The 24,949-nt window shown below is 62.3% G+C and carries 19 protein-coding genes and 2 pseudogenes; 10 read left to right on the plus strand and 11 right to left on the minus strand.

Annotated features, from left to right (window positions below):
* Positions 1 to 110: 110 nt before the first annotated feature.
* Positions 111 to 797: a tyrosine-type recombinase/integrase gene (locus tag AWB79_RS19245; RefSeq protein ID WP_157695806.1), complete on the plus strand. Its 687-nt coding sequence runs from the start codon at positions 111 to 113 to the stop codon at positions 795 to 797.
* A 37-nt stretch (positions 798 to 834) separates the two neighbouring features.
* On the opposite strand, the pseudogene AWB79_RS19250 reads toward AWB79_RS19245, so the two are convergent.
* The 3 genes and pseudogenes from AWB79_RS19250 to AWB79_RS41060 form a co-directional block, all read right to left on the minus strand.
* A pseudogene (locus AWB79_RS19250) lies at positions 835 to 2,585 on the minus strand (ShlB/FhaC/HecB family hemolysin secretion/activation protein).
* On the minus strand, positions 2,470 to 4,020 hold the full coding sequence (locus AWB79_RS38320) for a two-partner secretion domain-containing protein (RefSeq protein WP_374728554.1): 1,551 nt from the start codon (positions 4,018 to 4,020) through the stop codon (positions 2,470 to 2,472). The pseudogene AWB79_RS19250 and the gene AWB79_RS38320 overlap by 116 nt, the downstream one beginning before the upstream one ends.
* Before the next feature lie 30 nt (positions 4,021 to 4,050).
* Positions 4,051 to 4,179 (minus strand): annotated as a pseudogene (locus tag AWB79_RS41060) (ESPR-type extended signal peptide-containing protein); the annotation flags it as partial.
* Between the two features lie 330 nt (positions 4,180 to 4,509).
* Between AWB79_RS41060 and AWB79_RS19255 the strand changes: the two are divergent.
* Positions 4,510 to 5,814: an MFS transporter gene (locus AWB79_RS19255; protein WP_061169090.1), complete on the plus strand. Its 1,305-nt coding sequence runs from the start codon at positions 4,510 to 4,512 to the stop codon at positions 5,812 to 5,814.
* Positions 5,815 to 5,868: 54 nt separating this feature from the next.
* Complete coding sequence (locus AWB79_RS19260) at positions 5,869 to 7,071, plus strand: mandelate racemase/muconate lactonizing enzyme family protein (RefSeq protein WP_061169022.1); 1,203 nt, start codon at positions 5,869 to 5,871, stop codon at positions 7,069 to 7,071.
* A 20-nt stretch (positions 7,072 to 7,091) separates the two neighbouring features.
* Here the strand turns inward: AWB79_RS19260 and AWB79_RS19265 are convergent, their stop codons facing one another.
* The 4 genes from AWB79_RS19265 to AWB79_RS19280 form a co-directional block, all read right to left on the minus strand.
* On the minus strand, positions 7,092 to 7,772 hold the full coding sequence (locus tag AWB79_RS19265; protein WP_061169023.1) for a GntR family transcriptional regulator: 681 nt from the start codon (positions 7,770 to 7,772) through the stop codon (positions 7,092 to 7,094).
* 702 nt (positions 7,773 to 8,474) lie between these two features.
* Entirely contained in the window at positions 8,475 to 9,791 is a 1,317-nt protein-coding gene (locus AWB79_RS19270; protein ID WP_061169024.1) for an MFS transporter, read from the minus strand.
* 175 nt (positions 9,792 to 9,966) lie between these two features.
* The gene (locus AWB79_RS19275) at positions 9,967 to 10,743 is read right to left on the minus strand and encodes an SDR family oxidoreductase (protein ID WP_061169025.1); all 777 of its coding nucleotides are present in this window, start codon (positions 10,741 to 10,743) and stop codon (positions 9,967 to 9,969) included.
* A gap of 21 nt (positions 10,744 to 10,764) precedes the next feature.
* Positions 10,765 to 12,204: an aldehyde dehydrogenase family protein gene (locus AWB79_RS19280; RefSeq protein ID WP_061169026.1), complete on the minus strand. Its 1,440-nt coding sequence runs from the start codon at positions 12,202 to 12,204 to the stop codon at positions 10,765 to 10,767.
* 207 nt (positions 12,205 to 12,411) lie between these two features.
* On the opposite strand from AWB79_RS19280, the gene ppa reads away from it, so the two are divergent.
* Positions 12,412 to 12,939 (plus strand): inorganic diphosphatase, encoded by a 528-nt coding sequence (gene ppa / locus AWB79_RS19285; protein WP_061169027.1) that lies wholly within the window; start codon positions 12,412 to 12,414, stop codon positions 12,937 to 12,939.
* Between the two features lie 46 nt (positions 12,940 to 12,985).
* Here ppa and AWB79_RS19290 read toward each other — a convergent pair whose 3' ends face one another.
* Positions 12,986 to 13,279: a GIY-YIG nuclease family protein gene (locus tag AWB79_RS19290; protein WP_061169028.1), complete on the minus strand. Its 294-nt coding sequence runs from the start codon at positions 13,277 to 13,279 to the stop codon at positions 12,986 to 12,988.
* Positions 13,280 to 13,454: 175 nt separating this feature from the next.
* Here AWB79_RS19290 and AWB79_RS19295 point away from each other — a divergent pair, with 175 nt between their 5' ends.
* From AWB79_RS19295 to AWB79_RS19315, 5 genes are all read left to right on the plus strand, one after another.
* Positions 13,455 to 14,597, plus strand: a complete 1,143-nt coding sequence (locus AWB79_RS19295) for a GNAT family N-acetyltransferase (protein ID WP_061169029.1) — start codon at positions 13,455 to 13,457, stop codon at positions 14,595 to 14,597.
* A gap of 63 nt (positions 14,598 to 14,660) precedes the next feature.
* Complete coding sequence (locus tag AWB79_RS19300) at positions 14,661 to 16,361, plus strand: NAD+ synthase (RefSeq protein ID WP_061169030.1); 1,701 nt, start codon at positions 14,661 to 14,663, stop codon at positions 16,359 to 16,361.
* A gap of 77 nt (positions 16,362 to 16,438) precedes the next feature.
* Positions 16,439 to 16,777, plus strand: a complete 339-nt coding sequence (gene glnK, locus AWB79_RS19305) for a P-II family nitrogen regulator (protein WP_008342452.1) — start codon at positions 16,439 to 16,441, stop codon at positions 16,775 to 16,777.
* A 200-nt stretch (positions 16,778 to 16,977) separates the two neighbouring features.
* Positions 16,978 to 18,735 carry a cation:proton antiporter gene (locus AWB79_RS19310; RefSeq protein ID WP_061169031.1) on the plus strand — a complete coding sequence of 586 codons (1,758 nt, stop codon included), beginning with the start codon at positions 16,978 to 16,980 and terminating at the stop codon, positions 18,733 to 18,735.
* Positions 18,736 to 18,898: 163 nt separating this feature from the next.
* Positions 18,899 to 20,338 (plus strand): gamma-glutamyl-gamma-aminobutyrate hydrolase family protein, encoded by a 1,440-nt coding sequence (locus tag AWB79_RS19315; protein WP_061169032.1) that lies wholly within the window; start codon positions 18,899 to 18,901, stop codon positions 20,336 to 20,338.
* A 110-nt stretch (positions 20,339 to 20,448) separates the two neighbouring features.
* On the opposite strand, the gene AWB79_RS19320 is transcribed toward AWB79_RS19315, so the two are convergent.
* From AWB79_RS19320 to AWB79_RS19330, 3 genes are all read right to left on the minus strand, one after another.
* Entirely contained in the window at positions 20,449 to 21,180 is a 732-nt protein-coding gene (locus AWB79_RS19320; RefSeq protein WP_061169033.1) for a DUF2968 domain-containing protein, read from the minus strand.
* Positions 21,181 to 21,272: 92 nt separating this feature from the next.
* Entirely contained in the window at positions 21,273 to 22,547 is a 1,275-nt protein-coding gene (locus AWB79_RS19325) for a hypothetical protein (RefSeq protein ID WP_157695807.1), read from the minus strand.
* A gap of 238 nt (positions 22,548 to 22,785) precedes the next feature.
* The gene (locus AWB79_RS19330; RefSeq protein WP_061169035.1) at positions 22,786 to 23,346 is read right to left on the minus strand and encodes a GNAT family N-acetyltransferase; all 561 of its coding nucleotides are present in this window, start codon (positions 23,344 to 23,346) and stop codon (positions 22,786 to 22,788) included.
* A gap of 212 nt (positions 23,347 to 23,558) precedes the next feature.
* On the opposite strand from AWB79_RS19330, the gene AWB79_RS19335 reads away from it, so the two are divergent.
* Positions 23,559 to 24,854: an MFS transporter gene (locus tag AWB79_RS19335; RefSeq protein ID WP_061169036.1), complete on the plus strand. Its 1,296-nt coding sequence runs from the start codon at positions 23,559 to 23,561 to the stop codon at positions 24,852 to 24,854.
* Positions 24,855 to 24,949: the final 95 nt, after the last annotated feature.

The following is a 24,949-nucleotide window of genomic DNA, read 5'->3' on the forward strand; positions in this document are numbered from 1 at the left end:
CGTACACGAAGCACCTGAACATCAAGCAGAAGAAGCATCGCGTCGAGGCCAACACCGGCACGGTGCGCAAGGGGTTTCCGTGTTTGCTCGCTCGACGGCTCGATACCATCGTGAAGCAGGATTTCATCGACTGGATCTCGGACCAGAAAGACGCGGGCTATGCGGACGCGACCATCAACCGCAAGACGAACGGTATGCGCGGCGTGTTTTCGCTCGCCGTGGACGCCGAAGTGCTCGCCGTGCATCCAATGTCGCAGGTGAAGAAGCTGCGGGAGCCGTCGGGCATCGTGCGCTTCTTGCACGACGATGAAGACGCGCGGCTGCACGCGGCGCTGGATGCACGGGAGCACGCCTTGCGTGTCAGACTCGACGACGAGCGCGCGGTCGACGAACTGCGCGTGAAGATTCTCGTCAGCCTCAACACGGGCGTGCGCCGCGGTGAGCTGCTGAGACTTGAGCTCGAACACATCGATCTGATTCACCGCACGATAGCGGTCATCGACGGTAACGCAAAGTCCGGCACGCGGCGGTTTTTGCCGCTGAACGGCGCGCTGCGTTTGCAGGACGATGATCTGACGAGCCTGGCACCCGCCGAGATTCTGGATTTGCAAATGCGGTACAAGGCGCCTCGTCCTTACGACGCCAGCAAGCCGATCGGCGAACAGGTTGAAAGAGCAGACCGCTTGCAACGCCAAACTGTCCAGTTGGTCATGGAACGCTGCCGAACCGATGACGAATTGATACTGTTACGCCGCTATCTGTCCATCAGTCCGCCCGAGACAAAAGATCCGGTATGACCGATCCTGCATGAATCAGGCGTTGGCGTTGCGCGGATCAGAACTGCGCCGTCATCTGAAAGCCAAACGTTACACGCGATGTTTCGAACGCCGACGGCTTATAGATCGGCGTTCCGGCGAACACGTCATAGCTGAAACCGGCGTACTTCATCGGCAAGCCTCCACGAATGCCGACTACCGCTCCGACGAGCTGCGTGCCTGCAAGAAACGCAGTGTTCGGTCCGAACACGCGGCCATAGTCGATGCCCGCATAAAGCGCATGGCCAGTCTTGCCGATCGGTACCTGAACTTCGTTGCGCCAGTAGAAGCCGCGCTCCGCAGCAAGCATCTGCTCACCGTCGAAACCGCGTACCGAGTAGCGGCCGCCGATGGTCAGGTCGTCGACGTAGAACAACGTATCGTTCGTGTACTGGCCGCGGAAGGTCGTCGCGTAGCGGAACGCCTGATCGCCGATCGCGAACGGCGCGGACAGGTTCATGTCGAGCACCGCCATCTTGAAACGATACGTCGGACTGGCCGGCTTCGTCGCTACTCCCGATGGAGAAGGGCTCAGGTCTGCATCGAACACAGGGTCCGGCGTCGCGCCGAAGGCACCTATGCCCTGGCGGTATGCCAGTGAGCCATCGAGCTGCGCGCCGCCGAAGTAATGACGATCGGTCAGACCGGCTTCGAAGAACGTGTTGTTTCGCCCTTGTTGCGGAATCGTCGCGTCTTCGAGGAAACTTGCACCGAAGCGCTTCGACAGTTGCGCATACGCGCCGAACACATCGCTCTGGCTACGTCGCAGCACGCGCGCCAGCTTGAAGCCGGCAGACTGCGAATTTCCGCTTGCAACAAACGTCTGACTCGCGCCGGCGATCTGCTGATAATAGGTGTTCGAGTTGCCGAACAGCGTCGCAGTCCAGTACCCCCATGGCACGGAATACGCGCCGTTGAAGCCGTGCGACCCGAGTCCTTTGTCTGCAATGTACAAGTCCTGATTCACGCCCAAGCTCAGCACGTCGTTCAGGCCAAGTAGGTTGTTCACGCCGAGACTGAGATTGCCTTGTAGCTTGCCGGTGGCGCGGCTCCCCGAGTTATCGACCGACGCGACGAGCGACCACGGCTTGGTGCGTTTGACCGTGAGCACGACGTCGCTTTCGCCGGGCGTGTCGGTCGGCTCGATCTTCATGGCGACATCCTGATTCGCGACGCGCTTCATTTGCTCAAGCCCTTGTTCAAGGTCGCGCAGGTCGAGCACGTCGCCGGGTCTCGTCGGGAATGCCGTCTTCCATGTGCCCCATGACAGAGGTTCCGCGAAACGCACATTCCGAATGACGCCGGGCACGAGTGCGAACACCATCGCGCCGTCGGACATGTCCTGCTCGGGGACCAGCACGCGCGTGGTGATGTAGCCGCGCGAAAGGATCGCTTGCTGTAATCCTTTCATCAGCAGACTCACGCCTTCCTTGCCGACGCATTGGCCCATGTAGTGGTCGAGCCATTCGCGTGCGAAGGCGAAGCGGTCGAGCGGAAGAGACGATGCGCCCTTGTCACGAACCGAATCAGGCAAGGTCTCCGGCACGACGAGTGCGAACGTGTCGATGCGAAAGCACGGCGACTCTTTGGCAGATCGGGAAACGCTTTGGCTTTCGGCAAAGTCGAGCGCACCGCCGGCGCTTGCACGGTGGCGTCACGCTGCTGTGCTTCGCGTTGCTGCTGTAGCGCTGTTCGTCGTGACCGCATCGCCTTCGATGCGGCCCGCATTCGACATTGCGTTCGTCGCGTTGACGGTCGTGTTCGACGAATTGATGTTCATCGCGCCGTCGCCTGCGTTGTTGAGCTTGCCGCTCGTGTTGTCGACGCGCGCCGCCGTCACGGCCATCGTGCCGTGCGCGCCGTTGGCGGCGATCGTGCCTTGCGCGTTGTTCAGCGCGCCGCCCGCGTTGATGGACAGATCTCCAGCTGTCTGTGCAGAGCCATTCGCGTTGTCGAAATCGCCTTGCACATCGACATTCAGACCATTGCCGCCATAGAACGAACCATCGCGATTCACGATGCCTGTTGCGCCATTCACGCGCGCGCTTCTCATGGCCAGCAACGTGCCAGACGTGTTGTCGATGCTCGTGCCCGCGGCGATGAGCGCGCCGTTGGTCTGCACATTGCCGCCGACGTTCGAAAGGGCGCCGTTCGCGATCACGGCAAGCGTGCCACTGCCGGCGTGCTGAATCTTGCCCTTGTCGTTCGTGATGTCCTGAGCCTCGACGTTCAGGTTCGTCGCGTTGGTCGCGATCGTGCCGCCGCTGTTATCCAGCTTGTCGCCCACGTCAATCGTCTGATCGGCCGCGCCGTATTGCGTGAGTTTGCCGCCGCGATTGTTAAGATTGCCCGGCGTCGACACAGACAGCGTATCGCCGTCGATACTGCCGATGGTGTTGTCGATGCTCGCGCCCGAAACGGTCGTCGTGGAACCCGAAAGCGTGCCGCCCGCATTATTCAGCGCGCCGGGTGTGGCGACGTTCAGCGCGCGGCCCGCCGTCATGCTACCGGTATGGTTGTCGATGCTCTGCGCACGCACCGTCGCATTGCCCGACGCGGTGAGGGTATCGTGATCGAGCCGATTTGAACCGGCGATCACATTCAGGTTGTTCGCGTAAATCGCCGCATTGACCTGAATCGCTCTCGCCAGAATGTCCACCTGATCGACATTTGTTGCATTCAACCCCGCGCCTTGCACGGTGATGTTGCCGCCCGTTACGTTGAAGCCCGCGAGGTTGCCCGACGGCCCGAAACTCGGCGTCCCGGTCGTCAGGACCGCGCGGGACGTGTTGATGAATCCGCCGCCATCGACCACGAGTCCATTCGGATTCGCGATGATGACTTCCGCGCGTGGACCGGCGACTTCAAGCGCGCCGCGCAACTGCGACGGCGAATTCGACATCACCTGATTGACGATGATCCGCGCTTCGTTGCCGGGCGTCAGGTTTGCATTTCCATTGATGAAGCCGGCCTGTTGAGTCTGCGTGATGGTCGCGGAGTTGTTCAGGATGGCGCCTTGACGCTGGACGTCGAATTGGCTGAACGTACCGACGGAGACACCCGCCGCACTCGGGGTGGCGATGTTTACCTGTGGAAGGCCATTTCGCGTCTCGATGACTTGCGCGCCCGAGCCCGGCGCGGCGACGATCTGCGCGATCGAGTACGTCGATGCAGTGCCGAGCAGCAGCATCGCCGCCCACGCCATGATTCGGATTGAAGGCCCAAAGACCGAAGCTTGCGATGCGGTTCTTGCGGCTGTTTCCCCGCGCGCCTTGCCGTTACCGTGTGCTGTTGCGAATTCAGCCACCGCGACGATCATCTGGCGCACTCGGTTGTAGACCAATCTGTGAGCGTTTTTATTCATATCTCGGCTGTCCGAATTTTGATTCCATCCTGGTCTTTGATTCCCCGATCAATTCGCTGCCTTCAGAACGTTCTGAAAAATTGAATCTGCACTTGTCAAAAAAAGAGCCCTGGCTGCTAAGGAGGGGGCGCAGGCAGGGCCAAAAAGGAGCGGCAAGGCTTCGGATCTAGACCGAGGCAATCAATTTCAGACCCGGTTCGATGATGTAATAATATGGATTGCGAAACGTTGTATAAGACAAAAGACAAACGCATTGACGGCAAACGGTTCGCTATATACCGTGCCCCTGTCGTCTACCAACATACACTCGGTTCGTCACTTGGAGGTCGCGTGGATTCTCAGAGGTTTAGTCAGCAGGTTATCAATACACTACGGTGGAAGATCGTTCCTTTCGCATTTGTGCTCTATTTTTTCAATTATCTAGATCGCGTCAACGTGGGGTTTGCGGCGCTTCAAATGAATCGGGCTTTGAACATAACGCCCACGGAATTTGGCACCATCGCTTCAATATTCTTCGCCTCATATCTGCTTTTTCAGATTCCCGCAAATATTGCGCTTCAGCGCTTCGGGCCGCGTCGATGGATCGGCTTCATCATCGTAGCTTGGGGAGTGGTGACAACACTGACGTTCTTTGCTCAGAACGCAACTCACTTAGCACTTGCGCGCCTGCTGCTTGGTGTATTTGAAGCGGGCTTCTTTCCCGGCATGATCTACTATCTGGCATGCTGGTTTCCGGCTCGGGAGCGCGCAAAGGTGACTTCCCTTTTCATGCTGGCAATCGCCTTCGCCTCAGTGATTGCAGGCCCAATGTCCGGCTGGATCGTCGAGCACGTTCACATTTCCGGATACGATGGCTGGCGTTGGCTGTTTGCAATCGAAGGCGTCCCGACAGTTCTGCTCGGATTTCTGACCTTCGTGGTACTGGTCGATAAACCTTCTGAGGCCCGATGGCTCACGGAGCAGCAGCGAACATGGCTCGAATCGGAACTTCGACGCGAGGCAGGGTCGCACCAGCAGGTCGAAAAGCCGACACTCAAGATGGTGTTTTCGAACGCCACTCTCTGGCGACTCGCGATCGCCTACATGCTGATCCAGGCAGCTTCTCAAGCGTCAAATTACTGGCTTCCCGGCCAGGTGAAGGAATTCGACCCGTCTTTGACCGATACCCAGGTGGGCATCATTATGGCGTTGCCGTTTGTCTGCGCGATGGTCGCAATGCCGCTATGGGCTGCCCATTCGGACCGAACCGGAGAACGCAAGTGGCACGCAGCACTACCGATGCTTCTGGCCGGCATAGGCTTCTACGTCATCGCTAGCGCGGCCATCATGCCCTTGCGACTCGTAGGTCTGGCCTTGTTTGGCGTTGGAATTCTCAGCTTCTACGGACCTTATTGGGCGATCCCCCCCGCCTTGCTTTCACCAGCAGGTCTCGCTCTGAGCATCGCGTTCATCAACTCATGTTCGAGCCTTGGTGGATTTCTCGCGAATCAGGCGCTCGGTCAGATCTACCAAAAGCTCGGGTCGGCGGGAGTATTCGCCGTGGAATCGGCCCTTTGCGTGGTCGCATTCGTCGTGCTTGTAACAATGCGCATTCCGCGCAGCATTCGCACTGTCGAACAAGAGGCAGCGGCGTAACGCCGGCACACAAACTAGTCAACGTTCACGCATATAAATAAGGAATACGAATAAATGAAAATCAGAAAAGTTGAAATTTTTGATTGTGAGGTCAATCGACGTGATCCACGAATGGCGCGCTTCAATCCGATCATCGTTCGTGTTCACACGGATGAAGGCATTAGCGGGCTTGGGGAAGTAGGATTGGCGTATGGGGCGGGAGCGAAAGCCGGCGTCGGCATTGTGCGCGACCTGGCGCCGCGCATTATCGGGAAAGACCCGATGAAAGTCGAGGCAATATGGGAGAACCTGTTCCGGGCGACCTTTTGGGGGATGGGGGGCGGCAATGTGATGTACGCCGGCATGAGCGCAATCGACATTGCACTTTGGGACATTCGCGGTAAGGCTCTGAATGCGCCGGTCTATCAGTTGCTTGGCGGAAAGACAAATACGCGCCTGCGTACCTACGCGAGCCAGCTCCAGTTCGGTTGGAGCGACGTTCATCAAATGCTCACCCGACCCGAGCAGTATGCAGAAGCGGCACGGCAAGCCGTCGAGCAGGGTTACACGGCAATCAAGGTCGATCCGCTGCAAGTGGACCGAAACGGAGGCCCGCCGCTCGATTGGGAGATAAACCAAAACTACTTCGGCTTGTTGTACGAGGATCAGTTGCGCATGGGTGAGGAACGCATCGCTGCCATGCGTGAAGCGGTTGGTCCCAACGTCGACATCATCATCGAGATTCACTCGCTTTTGGGAACCAACGCGGCCATTCAGTTTGCGCGAGCCGTCGAGAAACATCGAATCTTCTTCTATGAGGAACCTGTACACCCTCTGAACTCTGACAACATGGCGCTGGTGGCGCGCAGCATCAACATTCCCGTTGCAACCGGCGAACGGTCCTATACACGGTGGGGCTTTCGTGAACTGCTTGAAAAGCAAGCCGTCGCAGTCATTCAACCCGATGTCTGCCTGTGTGGCGGTCTGACCGAAGCAAAGAAAATCTGCGACTACGCGAATCTTTATGACGCAACTGTCCAGGCGCACATATGCGGTGGCCCGGTTTCGACCGCTGCGGCCTTGCACCTTGAGGCAGCGATACCGAATTTCATCATTCACGAGCACCACACGCACAGCCTCAAACAGTGCATTCGCGAGCTATGCGTGCAGGACTATCAACCGGATAACGGATACTATGCAATCCCGGATCTTCCCGGTTTGGGGCTGGATCTCAACGAATCAGTGATGCGGGACTATCACGCCTACACCATCGAGTAAGTGCTACGAGGGGCTTATTGTCAGGATGCGATGTCTGCCAAAAGGCGTCGCGTCCGCTCAGTGAATCCCGCGTTGACGTGCCGCGCGATTATCTCGCAAGCATCGTCTACTTTTCCGTCCTGCAAAGCATTGGTGATCGCCAGATGTTCATCGATCGACTTTCCCACGTACTCGCGCGAGAAACTCAAGCGGTTACGCATCGCCAGCACCTTGCTACTGATGGCCGAGTAGCAGTCTGTGAGATAAGCGTTATCCGCGTGACGCAGAATCATATTGTGGAATTCATGGTCTAGGGCGCGATAACTCGAAAGATCGAGCGTGTCCACGAGAGACATGGACGCTGCGATGTTCCGCTTGAGATCCGTCACAAGTGGCAACCGGTTCTCGCGCGTTGCCGCGCGTATGGCGGCCTGTTCAAGCGTGATGCGTACCGCGCTGATGTCGTTGATGTCCTTTATTGTCGGCGCGAATATCGTTGCAGTATTGCGCCGCTCTATGACGACAAGGCGGTCACCGACGCTCAAACGCCACAACGCTTGACGAACGGGAGTGGAACTCAAGCCAAAGCGAGCGCACAGACGGCGTCCTGTGACCTGCTCGCCGAACTCCAGGTCGCCGCTGATAATTAATTGTCGAAGCCGTTCCTCCGTGGCGTCGCCTAATGTCGGTAGATCGATCGCGTCGCTATCGGCTCCTTTCATCCTCTGCCTCTCTCTCAGCTATATTGTTTGATGAGTTGCAGATTACGACACTTTCGAGACGTTAGTGAAACGCGTGTTTGTAATTTTATGTGCGCCTCAATGTTTGAGTTGGAGTATGCCCGAATGTTCGGGCGCGGGGATCTTGAGTCCTCCGCCATGCCCGCCGACGTCGCTCACATCGATGTCGTTCCCGCGCACGGGTCTAACGCGAAGTGGATCGCGCACGGTCTGACCAGCTAGTTGCTATAGGTGGCTGGGGTTCAGCACCGAAGAGTTCCGGCACAGCGCTACGCGCTGCCGTTGGGTATGCAGGGGAAACCATCGTGCGGCGAATGCAGCGAGATGGAGACATTAGAAGGGGAGTGCGCGCGGACCCGATTGACCCATCGGCGGCGCGAAGCGCAGCGCCGGAGCTTGCTGGCGCTGCACCAGTCAGTTGAATTGCGCGATGTGGCAGTGGGTCCGCGATCCAGGCCCGTTGGGGCCTATGAGGGCGACACTTAGGCGAGGGCCATTGGGAAGGAGTAAGCGTGGCCAAATTGCGTGTGACTGCGGGCCTGAAGAAGCTGCTTTCTTTGGTGACTTTCTTTGCAGCCGCAAAGAAAGTTACCCCCGCCCTGGGGAGGGGCGACGCTAATAGTCCGACGCGAAATCAGGATTTCACGAAAGCCCAAGCGCCCCCAGCCCAAAGCAAAAGAACCCTTACCGATTAACCATCCGCGCCGGCACGCTCAACACCAGCAACGCACCCAGCACGAGGAACCCCGCGAGCATATACATGCCGCTGGCATTCGAAGCAGTCGCCTGCTTCAACCACCCCACGAGATAGGGGCTCAGAAACCCCGCAAGATTCCCCAGCGAGTTGATCATCGCGATCCCGGCGGCCGCGCCGGTGCCTGCGAGAAACGCCGTCGGCAGACTCCAGAACAGCGGCAACGTCGTAAGAATTCCCATCGTCGCAAGCGTGAGGCCGACCATCGCCAGCGTCGTGTTCGACGACCACACGACCGACAGCACGAGACCGATCGAGCCGATCAACGCCGGAATCGCAATGTGCCAGCGACGCTCGCCGGAACGATCCGCGCTTCGCGCCGCATACAACATGCCGATCACCGCAGCGCCATAAGGAATCGCCGACAAAAGCCCCACGTGCAGCGCATCCGACACACCCATCGACTTGATGATGGTCGGCAGCCAGAAGCTCACACCATAAAGTCCCATCACGAACGAGAAGTAGATGATGCTCATCAGCCAGACTTTCGGGCTCGACAGAATCTTGCCCAGCGGCATGTCTTCCTTCTCGACGTTATCGCTCGCGATATTGCGCTCGAGCAGTTCGCGCTCTTCCGCCGTGAGCCACGTCGCCTCCGAGATGCGGTCATCGAGTTTCAGGAACACGACGATGCCCACGATGATCGACGGAATGCCTTCGAGCAACAGCAGCCATTGCCAGCCGTGCCAGCCGTTCTTCGTGTGGAAGGCGTCCATGATCCAGCCGCTGATCGGCCCGCCGATCAGACCGGAAAGCGCGATCGCCGTCATGAACAGCGTCGTGATGCGCCCGCGACGTCGCGCCGGGAACCAGTACGTCAGATAAAGAATGATGCCGGGGAAGAAGCCCGCTTCCGCCGCGCCGAGCAGGAAGCGCATCACGTAGAACATGGTCGGCGTGGTGATGAACATCGTGAGTGCGGAAATGATGCCCCACGTGATCATGATCCGCGCGATCCACACGCGCGCCCCGACGCGATGCAGGATGATGTTCGACGGAATCTCGAAGATGAAATAGCCGAAGAAGAAAATGCCCGCGCCGAAGCCGTACACGGCATCCGAGAGTTGCAGGTCGGCGGCCATCTGAAGCTTGGCGAAGCCGACATTCACGCGGTCCAGATACGCGACCACATAACAGATGAGCAGAAGCGGCGCGAGCCGCCAGACGACCTTTTTATACGTAGCCTCCTCGAACGCGGATGGCGTCCCCGCGCCGGGGCGAGGCATGGGATTGGCGGTGCTGGCCATGTTGCTTGTCTCCGATATTTTTGTGTGCGCCAGGCTGAGCGGATGGGCCCGCTCTCGTTTACGGTCGCGTAAGGATTCTAGCCCGTCGGCATCGACGTTAAGCGCTTGTTTTCGCTAGGGAAAGCACTGATGTAAACGCGCGCCGCACTCGTCGCGCGGCGCGCTCGCACCACGCTCACACGCAGCGGCCGCCGTCCACTTCGAGCGCGACGCCGGTGATGAACTCGGCCTCGTCGGAGGCGAGATAGAGCGCGGCATTCGCCACATCCTGCGGCGTCGAAAGTCGCCCGAGCGGAATCGTCGCGAGGAACTTGCGGCGGTTCTCCGGCGTGTCCTCCATGCCCATGAACTCGGTGAGCAGGGCGGTTTCGCCCATCACCGGATTGATGCAGTTCACGCGGATGCGATCCACGCCCAGCTCGACCGCGAGCGCCTTGCTCGCGACGATCACCGCCGCCTTGCTGCCGTTGTACCAGACGAGTCCGGGGCGCGGCCGCACGCCCGCTGTCGATGCGATGTTGATGAACGCGCCGCCGCCGCGCTCGCGAAAATACGGCACGAACTGCTCCACGCTCCAGTAGAGGCTCTTCACGTTGACCGCATAGACGCGGTCGAACTCGGCTTCGCTCACGTCGAGCACGGGCTTGTTACGGTGCGTCGTGCCCGCGTTGTTCACCACGACCTGCACGCTGCCGAAGTCCTGGATCGCGGCATCGAAGAGCGTTTGCCAGTCGGCGCGCTTCGTGACGTCGCCCTGAACGGCGATCGCGCGTCCGTGTTTCACCTCCGCCGATGAAGCCAGCGCGATCTCGCTCGCCACGCGCTCGGCGGCCGGCCCGTTCAGATCGTTGACGACCACGTTCGCGCCCTCGCGCGCGAAGGTCTTCGCAATGCCTTCGCCGAATCCCGAGCCTCCGCCCGTCACGATCACCGTCTTGCCTTGCAGTCGCATACGTGCCTCCGGTAAGTTCCGTTATCCGTGTCTGATCGCGATGGTCTTGAGCGTCGTGAAGCCATACAGCGCCTCGAAGCCTTTCTCGCGCCCGTGCCCCGAATGCTTCACGCCGCCGAACGGCAATTCGATGCCTCCGCCCGCGCCGTAGTTGTTGATGAACACCTGCCCCGAACGCACGCGCCGCGCAAGACGCATCTGACGCGCACCGTCGCGCGTCCAGATGCCCGCGACGAGCCCGTAGTCCGTGCCGTTGGCGAGTCTCAACGCGTCGGCTTCGTCGTTGAAAGGCATGGCGGCGAGCACCGGGCCGAACACTTCCTCGCGTGCGAGACGGTGCGTCGGCGGGACATCGCGTAACAAGGTCGGCGCCTGATAGAAGCCCGCTTCGGGCGCATCGCCGACGACTTCGCCGTGCGCGGCCATCGCGATGCCGTCGTGCTGTGCATCGGAGAGAAAGTCCCACACGCGCTGCTGCTGCTTCGCGCTGATGAGCGGACCGCAGTCGAGATCGAGCTTGCTCGGCCCGACCTTGAGCGCCGCGAACGCCTGCGACAGACGCTCGATCAGCGGCTCGTACGCCGCGCGCTCGATCAGCACGCGGCTGCCCGCCGAGCACGTCTGTCCGGCGTTCTGCACGATCGCGGCGACGAGCACGGGGAGCGCGGCGTCGATATCGGCATCGGCGAAAACGATTTGCGGCGACTTGCCGCCCAGTTCCAGTGTGACGGGCACGTGGTTGTCGGCGGCCATTTTCGTGACCGCCGCGCCCGTCGCGGGCGAGCCGGTGAACGATATGTGATCGATGCCCGGATGCCGCGCGAGCGCCGCGCCCGCTTCCTGACCGTAACCGGTGACGATGTTGAGCGCGCCATCGGGCAATCCCGCCTCGGCCGCCAGCTCCGCTATGCGCAACAGCGACAGGCACGCGTCCTCCGCCGGCTTCACGACACACGCGTTGCCGGTCGCGAGCGCCGCCCCGACGCTGCGCCCGAAAATCTGCAGCGGATAGTTCCACGGCACGATATGCCCCGTGACGCCGTGCGGCTCGCGGATCGTGAGCACGGTGTAGCCGTGTTGATAGGGCAGGGTCTCGCCGTGCAGCTTGTCGGCGGCGCCCGCGTAGAACTCGAAATAGCGCGCGATGCCGGTGGCGTCGGCGCGCGCCTGCTTGAGCGGCTTGCCGGTGTCGCGCGCCTCGATCTGCGCGATCTCCTCGTGGCACGCGGCGATCAGCATCGAAAGGCGCGCGAGGATGCGTCCGCGCTCCGCCGCGCTCATTGCGCCCCAGTCGCCGTCGAACGCCTCACGCGCGGCGCCGACGGCCAGATCGATGTCGGCCGCGGTGCCGCGCGCGATCTGCGCGAAGATCTGGCCGTCGGACGGATCGACGACGGGAATCGTCTCGTGGCCCGATGCCGCGACCCAGCGATTGCCGATGAAATGCTTCGCGTCTTCCATGCATGTCTCCTGAAATCGGATGCTCTGCTGCCGAAAACCGATGCTGAAACCGATTATCGCGCCAACGCCCGCCGCGCGCCGGCCGTCGGGGTCGATTGGCTATAATGGCGTATTCAAGCGCAGACATGCGCGAGGGCACGGTAGTGCTGCCCGAGACCGTCCGCCCGTGCGATTCCATCTCCGACTCAACTTCTCCAGAGAGCGCTCATGAGCTTCAACAACGTACCTCCCGGCAAGGATCTCCCGCAGGATTTCAACGTCATCATCGAAATTCCCGCGCAGAGCGATCCGGTCAAATACGAAGCGGACAAGGACATGGGCCTGCTCGTCGTCGACCGCTTCGTCGGCACCGGAATGCGCTACCCGGTCAACTACGGCTTCATTCCGCAGACGCTCTCCGGTGACGGCGACCCGGTCGACGTGCTCGTCATCACGCCGTTCCCGCTGCTGGCTGGCTCGGTCGTGCGCGCGCGTGCGCTCGGCATGCTGCAAATGACCGATGAATCGGGCGTGGACGCGAAGCTGCTCGCCGTGCCGCACGACAAGGTCTGCCCGATGACGGCGAACATCAAGTCGATCGACGACGTGCCCGAATACCTGAAGGATCAGATCAAGCACTTCTTCGAGAACTACAAGGCGCTCGAAAAGGGCAAGTGGGTGAAGGTCGAAGGCTGGGCGGGCATCGACGCCGCGCACAAGGAAATCTCGGAAGGCGTCGCGAACTACAAGAAGTAAGTCTCGCGCACCGGGCGCCGCTGCATGCTTTCGAAGCGGCGGCGCTTCATTCTTCGTCGCTCGCCTCGGTCTGAGGCAGCAACGATCCGATCGAAAAATCCCCCGCGATCAACGCGCGCTTTTGTTGCGCGGTCAGCCGCTTCACGCGATATTCGGCGCGCAACGCCTCCGATCTTCCCGCCAGCTCGAACGACGCCATGACGCGCACGGGCTTTCTCGCCCGCGTATAGCGCGCGCCCTTGCCGCTCGCGTGCGCGACGAAACGCGCTTCGACGTCCGTGGCGATGCCCGTGTAGAGGCTGCCATCGGCGCATTCGATCAGATAGAGGAACCACGGCATCGCGTCGGTCGGCTGGGTGTCCGGGTGTAATAGTTGCCGCGCATTATCGCTGAAAGCACCACGCCGGGGCGCTTTTATCCGCTTCGGCGTGCCATGGCGACTTGCGCGAGAATAGCCGCTTTCGGGCGCGGTATCGTCTTGCGTGCGCCCATCGATATTTCTGCGAGGTAGCCTGTTGAATCGCGAAGTCGAAATTCATGTGGTCGATGCGCTGGACGACATCCCGGCCGACGACTGGAACCGGCTCGCCGGCGACAATCCGTTCGTGCGTCACGCGTTCCTCTCGTCGTTGCAGGAGACGGGCTGCGCGGTGAAGCGCACCGGCTGGCGCGCGCATCATCTGATACTCAGGCGCGGCGGCGAACTCGCCGGCGCAATGCCGCTGTACCTCAAGTCTCATTCGCGTGGCGAATACGTGTTCGATCACGCCTGGGCCGACGCCTTCGAACGTCACGGCCTGCGCTACTACCCGAAGGCGCTGGCCGCGGTGCCGTTCTCGCCGGTGACGGGCCCGCGCCTCATCGCCGCCGATCACGAGGATCGCGTGCTGCTCGCACGCGGCGCGATCGAGCTGACGCGACGGCTGGAGCTGTCGTCGCTGCATGTGCTGTTTCCGCACGCGCGAGACGTCGAGGCGCTAACCGACGCGGGCTACATGCTGCGCGAAGGCGTGCAGTTTCACTGGGAGAACTTGCCCGGCGAGGGCTACGAGAGCTTCGACGCGTTCCTCGCGACGATGAGCCACGACAAGCGCAAGAAGGTGAAGCAGGATCGCCGTCGCGTGACGGAAGCGGGCGTCACGTACACGTGGCTGCGCGGTGCGCAGATCGATGCGAGCGCGCTCGACTTCTTCTACGACTGCTACGACAACACGTATCGCGAGCACTGGAACGCGCCGTATCTGTCGCGCGAGTTCTTCGGCCGCATTCATGCCGATGCGCCCGACAGCATGCTGCTCGTGATCGCCGAAGCGGACGGCGAGCGGCTCGCGGTCGCGCTCAACATGATCGGCGGCGACACCATGTACGGGCGCTACTGGGGCACGCGCGAGTTCGTCTCGGGCCTGCACTTCGAGACGTGCTACATGCAGGGCATCGCGTATTGCATCGAGCACGGTCTCGCGCGTTTCGAGGGCGGCGCGCAGGGCGTGCACAAGATGTCGCGCGGTCTGTTGCCGACGCCGACGTGGTCCGCGCACTGGATCGCGGATCAGCGATTCGCGCACGCGATCGCCGAATTTCTCGATACCGAAACCGAAGCGATGGACCAGCACATCGAAGCGCTCGAAGCCCATACACCGTTCAGGAAGAAGGCTTAAACGCGAATTTTCGCGTGCGATAATCGGCCCTCATCGCGCCCCGTTTCATCGCACGCCATCGATATGAAAACCCGCATCGCACTAGCCCAGATCAATGTCACGGTTGGCGACTTCACCGGCAACGTCACGCGTATTGTCGATGCCGCGCGCGTCGCGCACCATGAAGGCGCACGGCTCATGATCGCGCCGGAACTGGCGCTGTCGGGTTATCCGCCGGAAGATCTGCTGCTGCGCCCGGCGTTTTATCGGGCGAATGCGCAGGCGCTGGCCAACCTCGCCGCGCAACTGAAGGAATTCGCGGGACTGCACGTGCTGGTCGGCCATCCGCATCGCATGCGGGAAGAGGGCGCGAATATGGATGCGCCCATCGCGCGCGGCGTGCCGCCGCTCGATACGTACAACGCGGCCTCGCTGATCGCCGACGGAGAAATCGTCGGCACATATCTGAAGCAGGATCTGCCCAACACCGAAGTCTTCGACGAGAAGCGCTACTTCGCCACCGACCCGCGTCCCTTCGTGTTCGATCTCGATGGCGTGCGCTACGGCGTCGTGATCTGCGAGGACGCGTGGCACGCGTCGGCGGCGCAACTCGCGAAGGCGGCGGGCGCGCAAGTGCTGCTGATTCCGAACGGCTCGCCGTTTCATCTCAACAAGGAATCGGTGCGCTTCGACATTCTGCGCGCGCGCATTCGCGAGACCGGCATTCCGATGATCTACGTGAATCTCGCAGGCGCCCAGGACGAACTGATCTTCGACGGCGGCTCCTTCGTGCTCGATGCGAACGGCGAACTCGTCACGAAGCTCGCGCAGTTCGACGAAGCCATCGGCCATGTCGATTTCGACGGCACCACGCCGGTGCGCGGCGCCGTTGCGCCGGAGTTGTCGCTGGAGGCGCAGGTGTACAAGGCGCTGGTCGTCGGCGTGCGCGATTACATCGGCAAGAACGGATTTCCCGGGGCGATCATCGGCTTGTCGGGCGGCGTCGACTCGGCGCTGGTGCTCGCCGTCGCCTGCGATGCGCTCGGCCCGGAACGCGTGCGCGCCGTGATGATGCCCTCGCGCTACACAGCGGACATCTCCACGACCGATGCGCGCGACATGGCGCAACGCGTCGGCGTGAAGTACGACGAGATCGCGATCGCGCCAATGTTCGAGGCGTTCCGCGGCGTGCTCGCCGATGAATTCGCGGGCCGCCCGGAAGACGCGACCGAAGAGAACATTCAGGCGCGCATTCGCGGCACGCTCCTGATGGCGTTGTCGAACAAGTTCGGCTCGCTCGTGCTCACGACCGGCAACAAGAGCGAGATGGCCGTCGGCTATTGCACGCTCTATGGCGACATGGCGGGCGGTTTCGCCGTCATCAAGGACATTGCGAAGACGCTCGTCTACAAGGTCTGCCATTACCGCAACGCGACCGATGCCTACGGCCGGCGCGACGTCATCCCCGAGCGCATTCTGACGCGCGCGCCTTCCGCCGAGCTGCGCGAGAACCAGACCGATCAGGACAGCCTGCCGCCCTACGAAGCGCTCGACGCGATCATGCGCATGTATATGGAAGAAGACCGTTCGCTCGCGGAGATCGTCGCGGCGGGCTACGGCGCGGACGATGTGAAGCGCGTCACGCGCCTCATCAAGATCAACGAATACAAGCGCCGGCAGGCGCCGATCGGCATACGCGTCACGCATCGCGCGTTCGGCCGCGACTGGCGTTATCCGATTACTTCGCGCTTCAATGAATCACTCGCCGAGTCACTCGCTCGATGAAACGCGACTAGAATCGAAAGCATCTCTCCGAATCCGTCCATCCGGGACACCCATTTCATATCGAAGCGAGGCACGCCATGAAACGCATCACCGCCATCATCAAACCGTTCAAGCTCGACGAAGTCCGCGAAGCGCTGGCCGAAGTCGGTCTGACCGGGCTGACGGTCACGGAAGTGAAGGGCTTCGGCCGCCAGAAAGGGCATACCGAGCTCTATCGTGGTGCAGAGTATGTGGTCGACTTCCTGCCGAAGGTGAAGATCGAAGTGGTCGTCGCGAACGATCAGACCGATCAGGTGATCGACGCGATCATCGGCGCGGCGCGCACCGGCAAGATCGGTGACGGCAAGATTTTCGTGGCCGATGTCGAGCGCGTGATCCGCATCCGCACCGGCGAGGAAAACGAAGCGGCCGTCTGAACGGCGCGCTTTCTTCCTCCGCCATCTCCGGCCCGCCGTTCGCGCGGGCCTTGTTTTTCAGTGTTGCGCCATGCGCACGCACCAGCGCGATGCGCGCCGCAGCGCCGTTTTTTTCCGCCGTCTCTCTCGCCAGAACGCAGGATGTTGCATCCGTGCGGTAACATCGGCTATCTCATAATTATTTTGTAAGGAATCACCGGATGCATCACGCGATCGGCTTCATTCAGGATCTCGCGGTGATCATGGCCATCGCGGGTGTCGTGACGGTGCTGTTTCACCGCCTGCGGCAGCCGGTCGTGCTGGGTTACATCGCGGCGGGCGTGATCATCGGGCCGTACACGCCGCCCTTCAACCTGATCCACGACGAAGCGACGATCCAGACGCTGGGCGAGCTCGGCGTCGTGTTCCTGATGTTCTCGCTGGGGCTCGAATTCAGCCTGCGCAAGCTGTTCAAGGTCGGCGCGACGGCTTTCGTCGCCGCGCTCTCGGAAATCGTGCTGATGATCTGGATCGGCTACGAGATCGGCCGATGGTTCGGCTGGAACGCGATGGACTCCATGTTCCTCGGCGCCATGCTCGCGATCTCGTCGACGACCATCATCGTCAAGGCGCTCTCCGAGCTCGGCATGAAGGGCGAGCATTTCGCGCAGATCGTGTTCGGCATTCTGATCGTCGAGGATATTCTGGCGATCGCCATGCTGGTGCTGCTGTCGGGTATCGCGCAGACCGGATCGGTGAGCGCGGGCGTCGCGGTCGTGACGCTCGGCAAGCTGCTGCTCTTCATGACGGTGTCGCTGGTCGTCGGCATTCTCACCGTGCCGCGCGCGCTCAATTACGTGGCGCAGGCGAAGAGCGACGAGATGCTGCTCGTCACCGTGCTCGGCTTCTGCTTCGGCTTCTGTCTCTTGTGCGTGAAGCTCGACTATTCGATCGCGCTCGGCGCGTTCCTTATCGGCGCGATCATGGCCGAATCGAAGCACCTCGCGCGCATCGAGCATCTGATCGCGCCGGTGCGCGACATGTTCTCGGCGATCTTCTTCGTCACCATTGGCCTGCTGCTGAATCCGACGGTGCTCGTCGATTACGCATGGCCGATCGCCGTCATCACCATCGCGGTCGTGCTCGGCAAGATCGTGTCGTGCGGGCTCGGCACGTTCCTCGCGGGCAAGGACGGACGCACGTCGATGCGCGTCGGCATGAGCGTCTCGCAGATCGGCGAATTCTCGTTCATCATCGCGTCGCTCGGGCTTTCGCTGAAAGTCACGAGCAGTTTTCTCTATCCGATCGCGGTGGCCGTGTCGGCGCTCACCACGCTCTTCACGCCGTATCTGATCCGCGCCGCCGATCCGCTCACCGCGCGTCTCGCCCGCGCGATGCCCGCGCCGATCGTGAATACCTTCGGCCTCTATTCGCAATGGCTCGCGAGCCTCACACCCGTCTCCGGCGGCCCGACGCTGTTCTCGATGACCAGGCGCATCGTCGTGCAGATCGCGGTGAATCTCGCGATGGTCGCGGCGATCTTTCTCGGTGCGTCATATGCCGCGCCGTTCGCGTCTGGCTATCTCGCGCGCTGGCTCGAGACCGACAACGCGCAGCGCGTCGTACTGTGGGGCGCGGCGCTGGTCGTCGCGCTGCCGTTTCTGGTCGCGGTGTATCGGAAGCTCGAATCGCTCGCGTTGCTGCTGGCGGAAGTGAGCGTGCAGCCGGCGAAGGCGGGGCGCTTCACGAGCGCGATCCGCTCGGCGATTTCCGGGCTGATTCCGATCGTCGCGATGTTCGGCGTCTTTCTGCTGGTCGCGGCGCTTTCGGGCGCCATCCTGCCGCCGTTCGGCCTGATGATCGGCGTGCTGCTATGCGCGGCGCTGTTGCTGACGGTGTTGTGGCGCTGGTGCGTGAAGATTCATGCGACGATGCAGATCGCCCTGCGCGAGACCTTCGAGGAGCCGCGCGACCACTGACCCGGTGCTTCGCGGGATACCCCTGACAGCGGCGCGCGCCGGGTTCCCGCGATAATGTGACCCAATGTGACCAATTGTGTGCTGGTTTGCCCCGTGCTGATCGGAGGCGGATAATCAGGAGTCTGTCCATTCTCCTTACGGCGCCTTGCCGCCTGAACCCGGAATGAGCGATAACAAAACGTCCAACGACTCGAGCAGCACCGACGCGCGCCGAAGCGGCGCCGATTCCTCAGCCGCGGGTCATTCGCAAGACGAGACACGCGATAGGCGCAGCGCGAATCCCACCGCGCCGCCCGAAGCGGCGGCTGCGGCCTCGGCGCCCGGCCCGCAGGCGAGCGCGACCGAGCGGGCATCGACGGATGCGCCTTCGAGCGCATCGAATGTCGAACCGGTCGACCCTTCCCAGGCACGGCATGATGAAGCGCGGCAGGCCACGCGCGAGGCCCGCGCCTCGTCGGCGAGCGCCACGGCCGCGCAGGAAGCGGTGGTGCCCGAAACGAGGCGCGCGGATTCCCGCGCCAGCCTCGCGCAGAACCTCGAAACCGCAACCGAAGCGCAAGCCGCGAGCGCCGCGAATTCACATTCCGCGTCATCCGATTCCCCGATGGGCCGCACCGCTTCGCAGCCCGCGGTCGGTCTGCCGCCCGAATTCACCGCGGCGCCCGATTTCGGCAAGCTCAACGCGCCGCCGCTGCCGCTGCCCGAGCATGCCGCGCCGCCGCAGCCCGCCTATCTGAAGCAATCCGATTCGGCGTGGTCGGTGTTCGGCCGCATCATCGCGGCGCGCGCCCGGCAGATTTTCGATCGCGCGGGACAGCGGGTCACGCAACGCACCTTGCGCATCGGCGTATCGGCGCGGATCTTTCATCCGGAGCCGGGCGCACGAGGCTTGCGCGGCAAGACGCTGCAATATCTGGAGGAATCCATCGCGCATTGGGTGATGTCGCGCGACGTGCTCGTCTTCATGATTCCGACAGTCGGCAATCAGGGCATGCTGCACACGAGCAACATTCGCCTGCGCGATTACGCGAAGCATCTCGACGGCCTGCTGCTGCAAGGCGGCGCGGACGTGTCGCCGCAGTCCTACGAGGAAGTGACGACGCGTCCCGAATGGCCCGGCGACCGCGTGCGTGACATGTACGAGCTCGAGCTGCTGCACGAGTTCATCGAGTCGGGCAAGCCGGTGCTCGGCGTGTGCCGCGGCTGCCAGCTGATCAACGTGGCGTTCGGCGGCACGCTCTACGGCGATATCGCCACGGACGTGCCGACGGCCGGCATCCACGTCAACGAGCAATACGACCAGCATCGCCATTCGATCCGTTTCCCCGACGGCTCGACACTCGCCAACATGTTCCCGCATCAGCGCGAGGCGATCGTCAACTCGATCCACCATCAGGCGGTGAAGACGGTGGGGCGCGATCTGAACATCGAGGCCGTATCGGCTTCGGACGGGATCATCGAGGCGGTGCGCTACCGGAAGGCGCCGTTCGTCGTCGGCGTGCAGTGGCATCCGGAGTTTCATCGCGCGGGTGGGGCCGAGTTGCTCGACTGCACGCCGCTCCTCGATACTTTCCTGCGCGTCGCACGGGAAACGCGCTTCTGAGTTCCGCGCGCGGTCCGGCAAGCCATCAAGCGAAGAGGCCCGCTCGAATCGAGCGGGCCTCTTGTGTTTCGGGCGTGTTTCGGACGTGTTTCGGACGCGCGCCGCGCCTGTCAGCGCGATGGAGTCGGGCTCAGTGGCGTGAGTCCGGCTTCCGTCTGCTTCTGCAACTGCTCGACCTGGAGCTGCAAGGTGCGCAGCTTTCGTTCCGCCTCGAGCTTGTCGGTTTGCAGCACTGCCGACTCGGCCTGCAACTGTTGCTGACGCTGCGAGACCTGCGAGTCCTGCTGCTGCGCGAGCGCCAGATCCGCGGAAAGGCGGTTCGCCCGATCCGCCGATTTTGCGATGACGCGCTCGATCAGCGCCTTCTGCGCCTGCAACTGCGTGCGACGGATTTCGCCATCGGCGAGGTCGAAGCTCTTGCGCGCGAACTGCGCATAGATCGATTCCGCGCGTCCCACGTCCTGCGTTTTCACGACGCGCCACCAGCTCGCATCCTGCGACAGCGCGACGTAATACACCATGTCCTGAGCGAGGAAGAAGAGCTTCGCGCCGTAGCTGCCGTTGCGGGTCGCGCGCATTTCCGTGACGGTTCCCGCCTGCACGAGCGCCTGCAGCTCGGCGATGTTGCCGTCGACGCGCGGCGCGCTGCTGTCCGCGTTGAGATCGGAAAGGTCTTCGGCCGCGGCCTGAGCGGGTTGCGCTGGCCGTATCGGCTGATTCGCGTTCGAGGCGGGTTGTGCTGACAGCGAGCCTGCGAACGTGCTCGCGATCGGCGCGAGGATGCCGCAAAGGGACAAGGCGAGCGCGAGCGTCGCGTATCGGATAAAACGAAGTTGCTTCATGTTGGCGTCATGGCCGGAAAGGTTGAGATCGGGCAGTGAAGGCGTCCGGGGGCGCGCACGCGCAGGTTCGCAAGACGGCCTCATCTGCATAGTTACTGTGTGTTTGCCGTGCTGCGGGACGTGGCATTGCTGTCGAGCGTCGGCGAATGCTGAAGCATTTCGTATAGCGTCGCGGCGTTCAGCGAGTCGGTCGTTCTCGCGGACTGATTTCGGGCGATGTCGACCGATGTTGCTCGGACGGACTTCAGCCGCTCGCTTGCTGCCGGCTCCCGCTGTACCGGCGCGTGCAACGCCGCCCGGCGCATTCCGGATTCGCGGTCGGACGCCATGGCTTCGCGCTCAGCGGCCTTGCGCCGCACGGTTTCGCGGGCCATTGCCATCGCTTCGCGCTTTGCTGCTTCTCGCCTCGCGGACTCGCGGGCCATCGTCTCGCGCCGTTCCGCCGCGCGCGCCATGGCCTCGCGGTGTGCCGCCTCGCGCTTCGCAGCCTTGCGCGCCAGCGCTTCGCGTCTCGCAGTCTCGCGTTTCTCGAGTTCGAGCTTTCTTGCTTCGCGCTTCGCGGCCGCGCGACTGGCGATTTCCTGTTTCTTGGCCTCACGCTTCGCGGCCTCGCGATGCGCCGCTTCGAGCCGGACGGCTTCGCGTCTGGCTGCTTCCATCCGCACGGCCTCACGCCTAGCCGCGCGCTCGGCGGCCAGATCGACGTCCGTTTTTGCGGGATTCGCGCCCGATGCCGTCGCACTCTTCTCGCTGTCGATCCCTGCATCGACGACAGCCGGAACGGTTTCTGTCCGCGTGACGACCGGATCGTCCTTCGTGGTTTTCCCGACGCTGCGCGGCCGATCCACTTCTGGCGTTGCCTGTTGCGCTCCGACTTGCGCTCGCGCATCCGGAACGGACGACGGCGTCTTGCGCGACGAGCCTGGTTCGGTCCCGAAGATCATCCAGAGGATGAACCCGGCGGACGCAATGGAGATAGCCGCCGCGACCGGTTTGCTGAAGAAGCTCTTGCGCGTGCCGGCGGCCACGGGCGCAGCGACGGCAAGATGGATCGGTTCGACGAGGGGGTCCGCGGCGGGGCGCTTGAGAACTTCCCTCAGACTCAGCATCCCGTGCGACATTTCTTCCTTGACGAACACGCCCCAGAGACTCACTGCGCTGTAGGGCGAATCGGTATCAGACAGGCTCAGCGCGGCGACATAGCCGGTTTCGAGGCGAGCGCCGAACAACTCGATTTCGGTCTGCGATCGAACGGGACGCGCGCGCGCTGGCAACCATTGCTGACCGAAACTCAGGGACGGATGCGTCAGCGGACGCAGCGTCGGCAGACGGAGATTGCCTTCGACGGCGATCAAGGTTTCGGTCATGAAGATTCCACATGCGTGCGCGGGAGCGCGGGCAACAAGGCGGCCCGCACGGACCTTCGCGGCGCAGGGAACGCACCGCGGGATCGGCGCGAAATGGCCGAAATTGTGACCCGCGATCATACGAAACCGTCAGATTTACGGCGACCAGAGCATTCCTATTCATCTTTTTTGACAGGAATGCTTATTGACGAGCGTGCGGCTTCGTGGTTGGACGAGTGACTTTCGAAGAAGCGCGAACCTATTCGAGCGGCAGGACGTAGCGCAGCGAAAAGACATCGATGCCTGCCATCTGCTCCGCCAGGCGCGCCTCCCGCTTCCAGCCGCGCGACTCGTAAAAGCCGATCGCCGCCGTGTTCTGCTCCAGCACCAGCAGATGCAACTGGTGCGCACCGCGCGAGCGCGCCCAGCGTGCTGCTTCAGCCAGCATCGCGGTGCCGGCGCCGAGACCGCGTCCCATGGGCAGTGCGTGCAGATTGTCGATGTACACGCTGCCCGATGCATCCGGCTGGTCGAAGCAAACGAATCCGACCGGCTCGCCCGCGTGCTCCGCGATGAGCAGGCAACTCGCCCCCGCGACGATTTCCTGCATGCGTGTCTGCCAGTGCGCGGCGCGCTCGGCCTGCAGGTCGCGATCGAGCCAGTCGTCCGGCAGGATGCCGCGGTATGCGCGCGCCCAGCTTTGCGCGTGCATCGAGGCAATCAGCACGGTGTCGTCGGATGTCGCGGCACGCAGGGAAAGCCCGGCGGCTTCAGATTGCAGATGGGCGTCCCGTTCGTTCGTCAGCTTCGAGTTAGACATATGTAATCGTAATTTAAGCTTGATTAAGGGCAATTGGGCGAAGTTGTGTGCAGTGATGCGGACGGCGGCGTTAAGATTGAGGGCGTCGCATTTACACACAGTGAAACAGAGTCGATCTCTGATTCGGTCGTGGGTTCGCCACGGCCGTGTACGGTTCTTGCGTACCCACGCGAAACCGATGTGCGCCCACAGCCCGCCTCCCGAGAAAGTCCATGTCCTCAGCCCACGTAGCACCCGCCAACGAATCGAAATTCAAGACGGTGTTTCGCGTCGTCAGCGGAAACTTCCTTGAAATGTACGATTTCATGGTCTACGGCTATTACGCCTCCGCAATCGCCAAGACCTATTTCCCGAGCGGCGACGAATTCGCGTCACTGATGCTCGCACTGTCCGTGTTCGGCGCGGGCTTCCTGATGCGGCCGGTCGGCGCCATCGTGCTCGGCGCGTACATCGACCATCACGGGCGGCGCAAGGGCCTGATTCTCACGCTCGCGCTCATGGCGGTCGGCACCGCGTGCGTCGCGCTCGTGCCGGGCTATGCGACGATCGGTGCGCTCGCCCCGATCATCGTGTTGGGCGGGCGGCTGCTGCAAGGCTTCTCGGCAGGCGTGGAACTGGGCGGCGTCTCGGTGTATCTGTCGGAGATTGCGACCAAGGGCAACAAGGGATTCTATTGCTCCTGGCAGTCCGGCAGCCAGCAAGTCGCCGTGGTGTTCGCGGCGCTGATCGGCGTGTTCATGAACCGGCTGCTGCCGCCCGAGCAGATGACCGCGTGGGGCTGGCGCGTGCCGTTCCTGATCGGCTGTCTGATCGTGCCGTTCCTGTTCATCGTCCGCCGCTCGCTGCGCGAAACCGACGAGTTCCTCGCGAGGAAGCATCGCCCGAGCATGGGCGAGATCGCGCGCTCGATCGGGCAGAACTGGGGCGTGGTGCTCGCCGGCATGGGCATGGTCATCATGACGACCGTGTCGTTCTACATGATCACGGCGTACACGCCGACCTTCGGCAAGGAAGTGCTCAAGCTTTCCGCAATCGACGCGCTCGTCGTCACGGTTTGCGTCGGCATCTCGAATCTGATCTGGCTGCCGCTGATGGGCGCGGTGTCCGACCGCGTCGGTCGTCGTCCGGTGCTGCTCGTGTTCACGATTCTCACCATTCTGACCTCGTATCCGGCGGTGCAGTGGCTGGTCGCGGATCCGTCGTTCATGCGCCTGCTGATGTGCGAATTGTGGCTGTCGTTCCTGTACGGCAGCTATAACGGCGCGATGGTGGTGGCGCTCACCGAGGTGATGCCGGTCGACGTGCGCACGACGGGCTTCTCGATGGCCTACAGTCTCGCGACGACCATCGGCGGGTTCACGCCGGCGATTTCGACATATCTGATTCACGCGACCGGCAACAAGGCCGCGCCCGGTCTGTGGATGGGCCTGGCCGCGGTCTGCGGCCTGATCGCGACGCTCGTGCTGTATCGCTCGCCGGAAGCGCGCAATCAGTACAAGGCGGCGTGACGCGAGGCGATTCGTCTCGATAAGTCCCCGCGCATCGAACGGCCCCCGAACGTCGGACAACCGTCCGGCGTTCGGGGGCTTTTTTGCGAGCGGGT

Source organism: Caballeronia hypogeia (genome assembly GCF_001544875.2).
Lineage (GTDB): Bacteria > Pseudomonadota > Gammaproteobacteria > Burkholderiales > Burkholderiaceae > Caballeronia > Caballeronia hypogeia.

Coding starts and splice junctions, on each gene's coding strand:
- AWB79_RS38320 (WP_374728554.1), bottom strand. CDS start 4,020: ATGGCGTGGGCGGCGATGCTGCTGCTCGGCACTGCATCGACGTACTCG.
- AWB79_RS19260 (WP_061169022.1), top strand. CDS start 5,869: ATGAAAATCAGAAAAGTTGAAATTTTTGATTGTGAGGTCAATCGACGT.
- AWB79_RS19265 (WP_061169023.1), bottom strand. CDS start 7,772: ATGAAAGGAGCCGATAGCGACGCGATCGATCTACCGACATTAGGCGAC.
- AWB79_RS19270 (WP_061169024.1), bottom strand. CDS start 9,791: ATGGCCAGCACCGCCAATCCCATGCCTCGCCCCGGCGCGGGGACGCCA.
- AWB79_RS19275 (WP_061169025.1), bottom strand. CDS start 10,743: ATGCGACTGCAAGGCAAGACGGTGATCGTGACGGGCGGAGGCTCGGGA.
- AWB79_RS19280 (WP_061169026.1), bottom strand. CDS start 12,204: ATGGAAGACGCGAAGCATTTCATCGGCAATCGCTGGGTCGCGGCATCG.
- ppa (WP_061169027.1), top strand. CDS start 12,412: ATGAGCTTCAACAACGTACCTCCCGGCAAGGATCTCCCGCAGGATTTC.
- AWB79_RS19290 (WP_061169028.1), bottom strand. CDS start 13,279: ATGCCGTGGTTCCTCTATCTGATCGAATGCGCCGATGGCAGCCTCTAC.
- AWB79_RS19300 (WP_061169030.1), top strand. CDS start 14,661: ATGAAAACCCGCATCGCACTAGCCCAGATCAATGTCACGGTTGGCGAC.
- glnK (WP_008342452.1), top strand. CDS start 16,439: ATGAAACGCATCACCGCCATCATCAAACCGTTCAAGCTCGACGAAGTC.
- AWB79_RS19310 (WP_061169031.1), top strand. CDS start 16,978: ATGCATCACGCGATCGGCTTCATTCAGGATCTCGCGGTGATCATGGCC.
- AWB79_RS19315 (WP_061169032.1), top strand. CDS start 18,899: ATGAGCGATAACAAAACGTCCAACGACTCGAGCAGCACCGACGCGCGC.
- AWB79_RS19320 (WP_061169033.1), bottom strand. CDS start 21,180: ATGAAGCAACTTCGTTTTATCCGATACGCGACGCTCGCGCTCGCCTTG.
- AWB79_RS19325 (WP_157695807.1), bottom strand. CDS start 22,547: ATGACCGAAACCTTGATCGCCGTCGAAGGCAATCTCCGTCTGCCGACG.
- AWB79_RS19330 (WP_061169035.1), bottom strand. CDS start 23,346: ATGTCTAACTCGAAGCTGACGAACGAACGGGACGCCCATCTGCAATCT.
- AWB79_RS19335 (WP_061169036.1), top strand. CDS start 23,559: ATGTCCTCAGCCCACGTAGCACCCGCCAACGAATCGAAATTCAAGACG.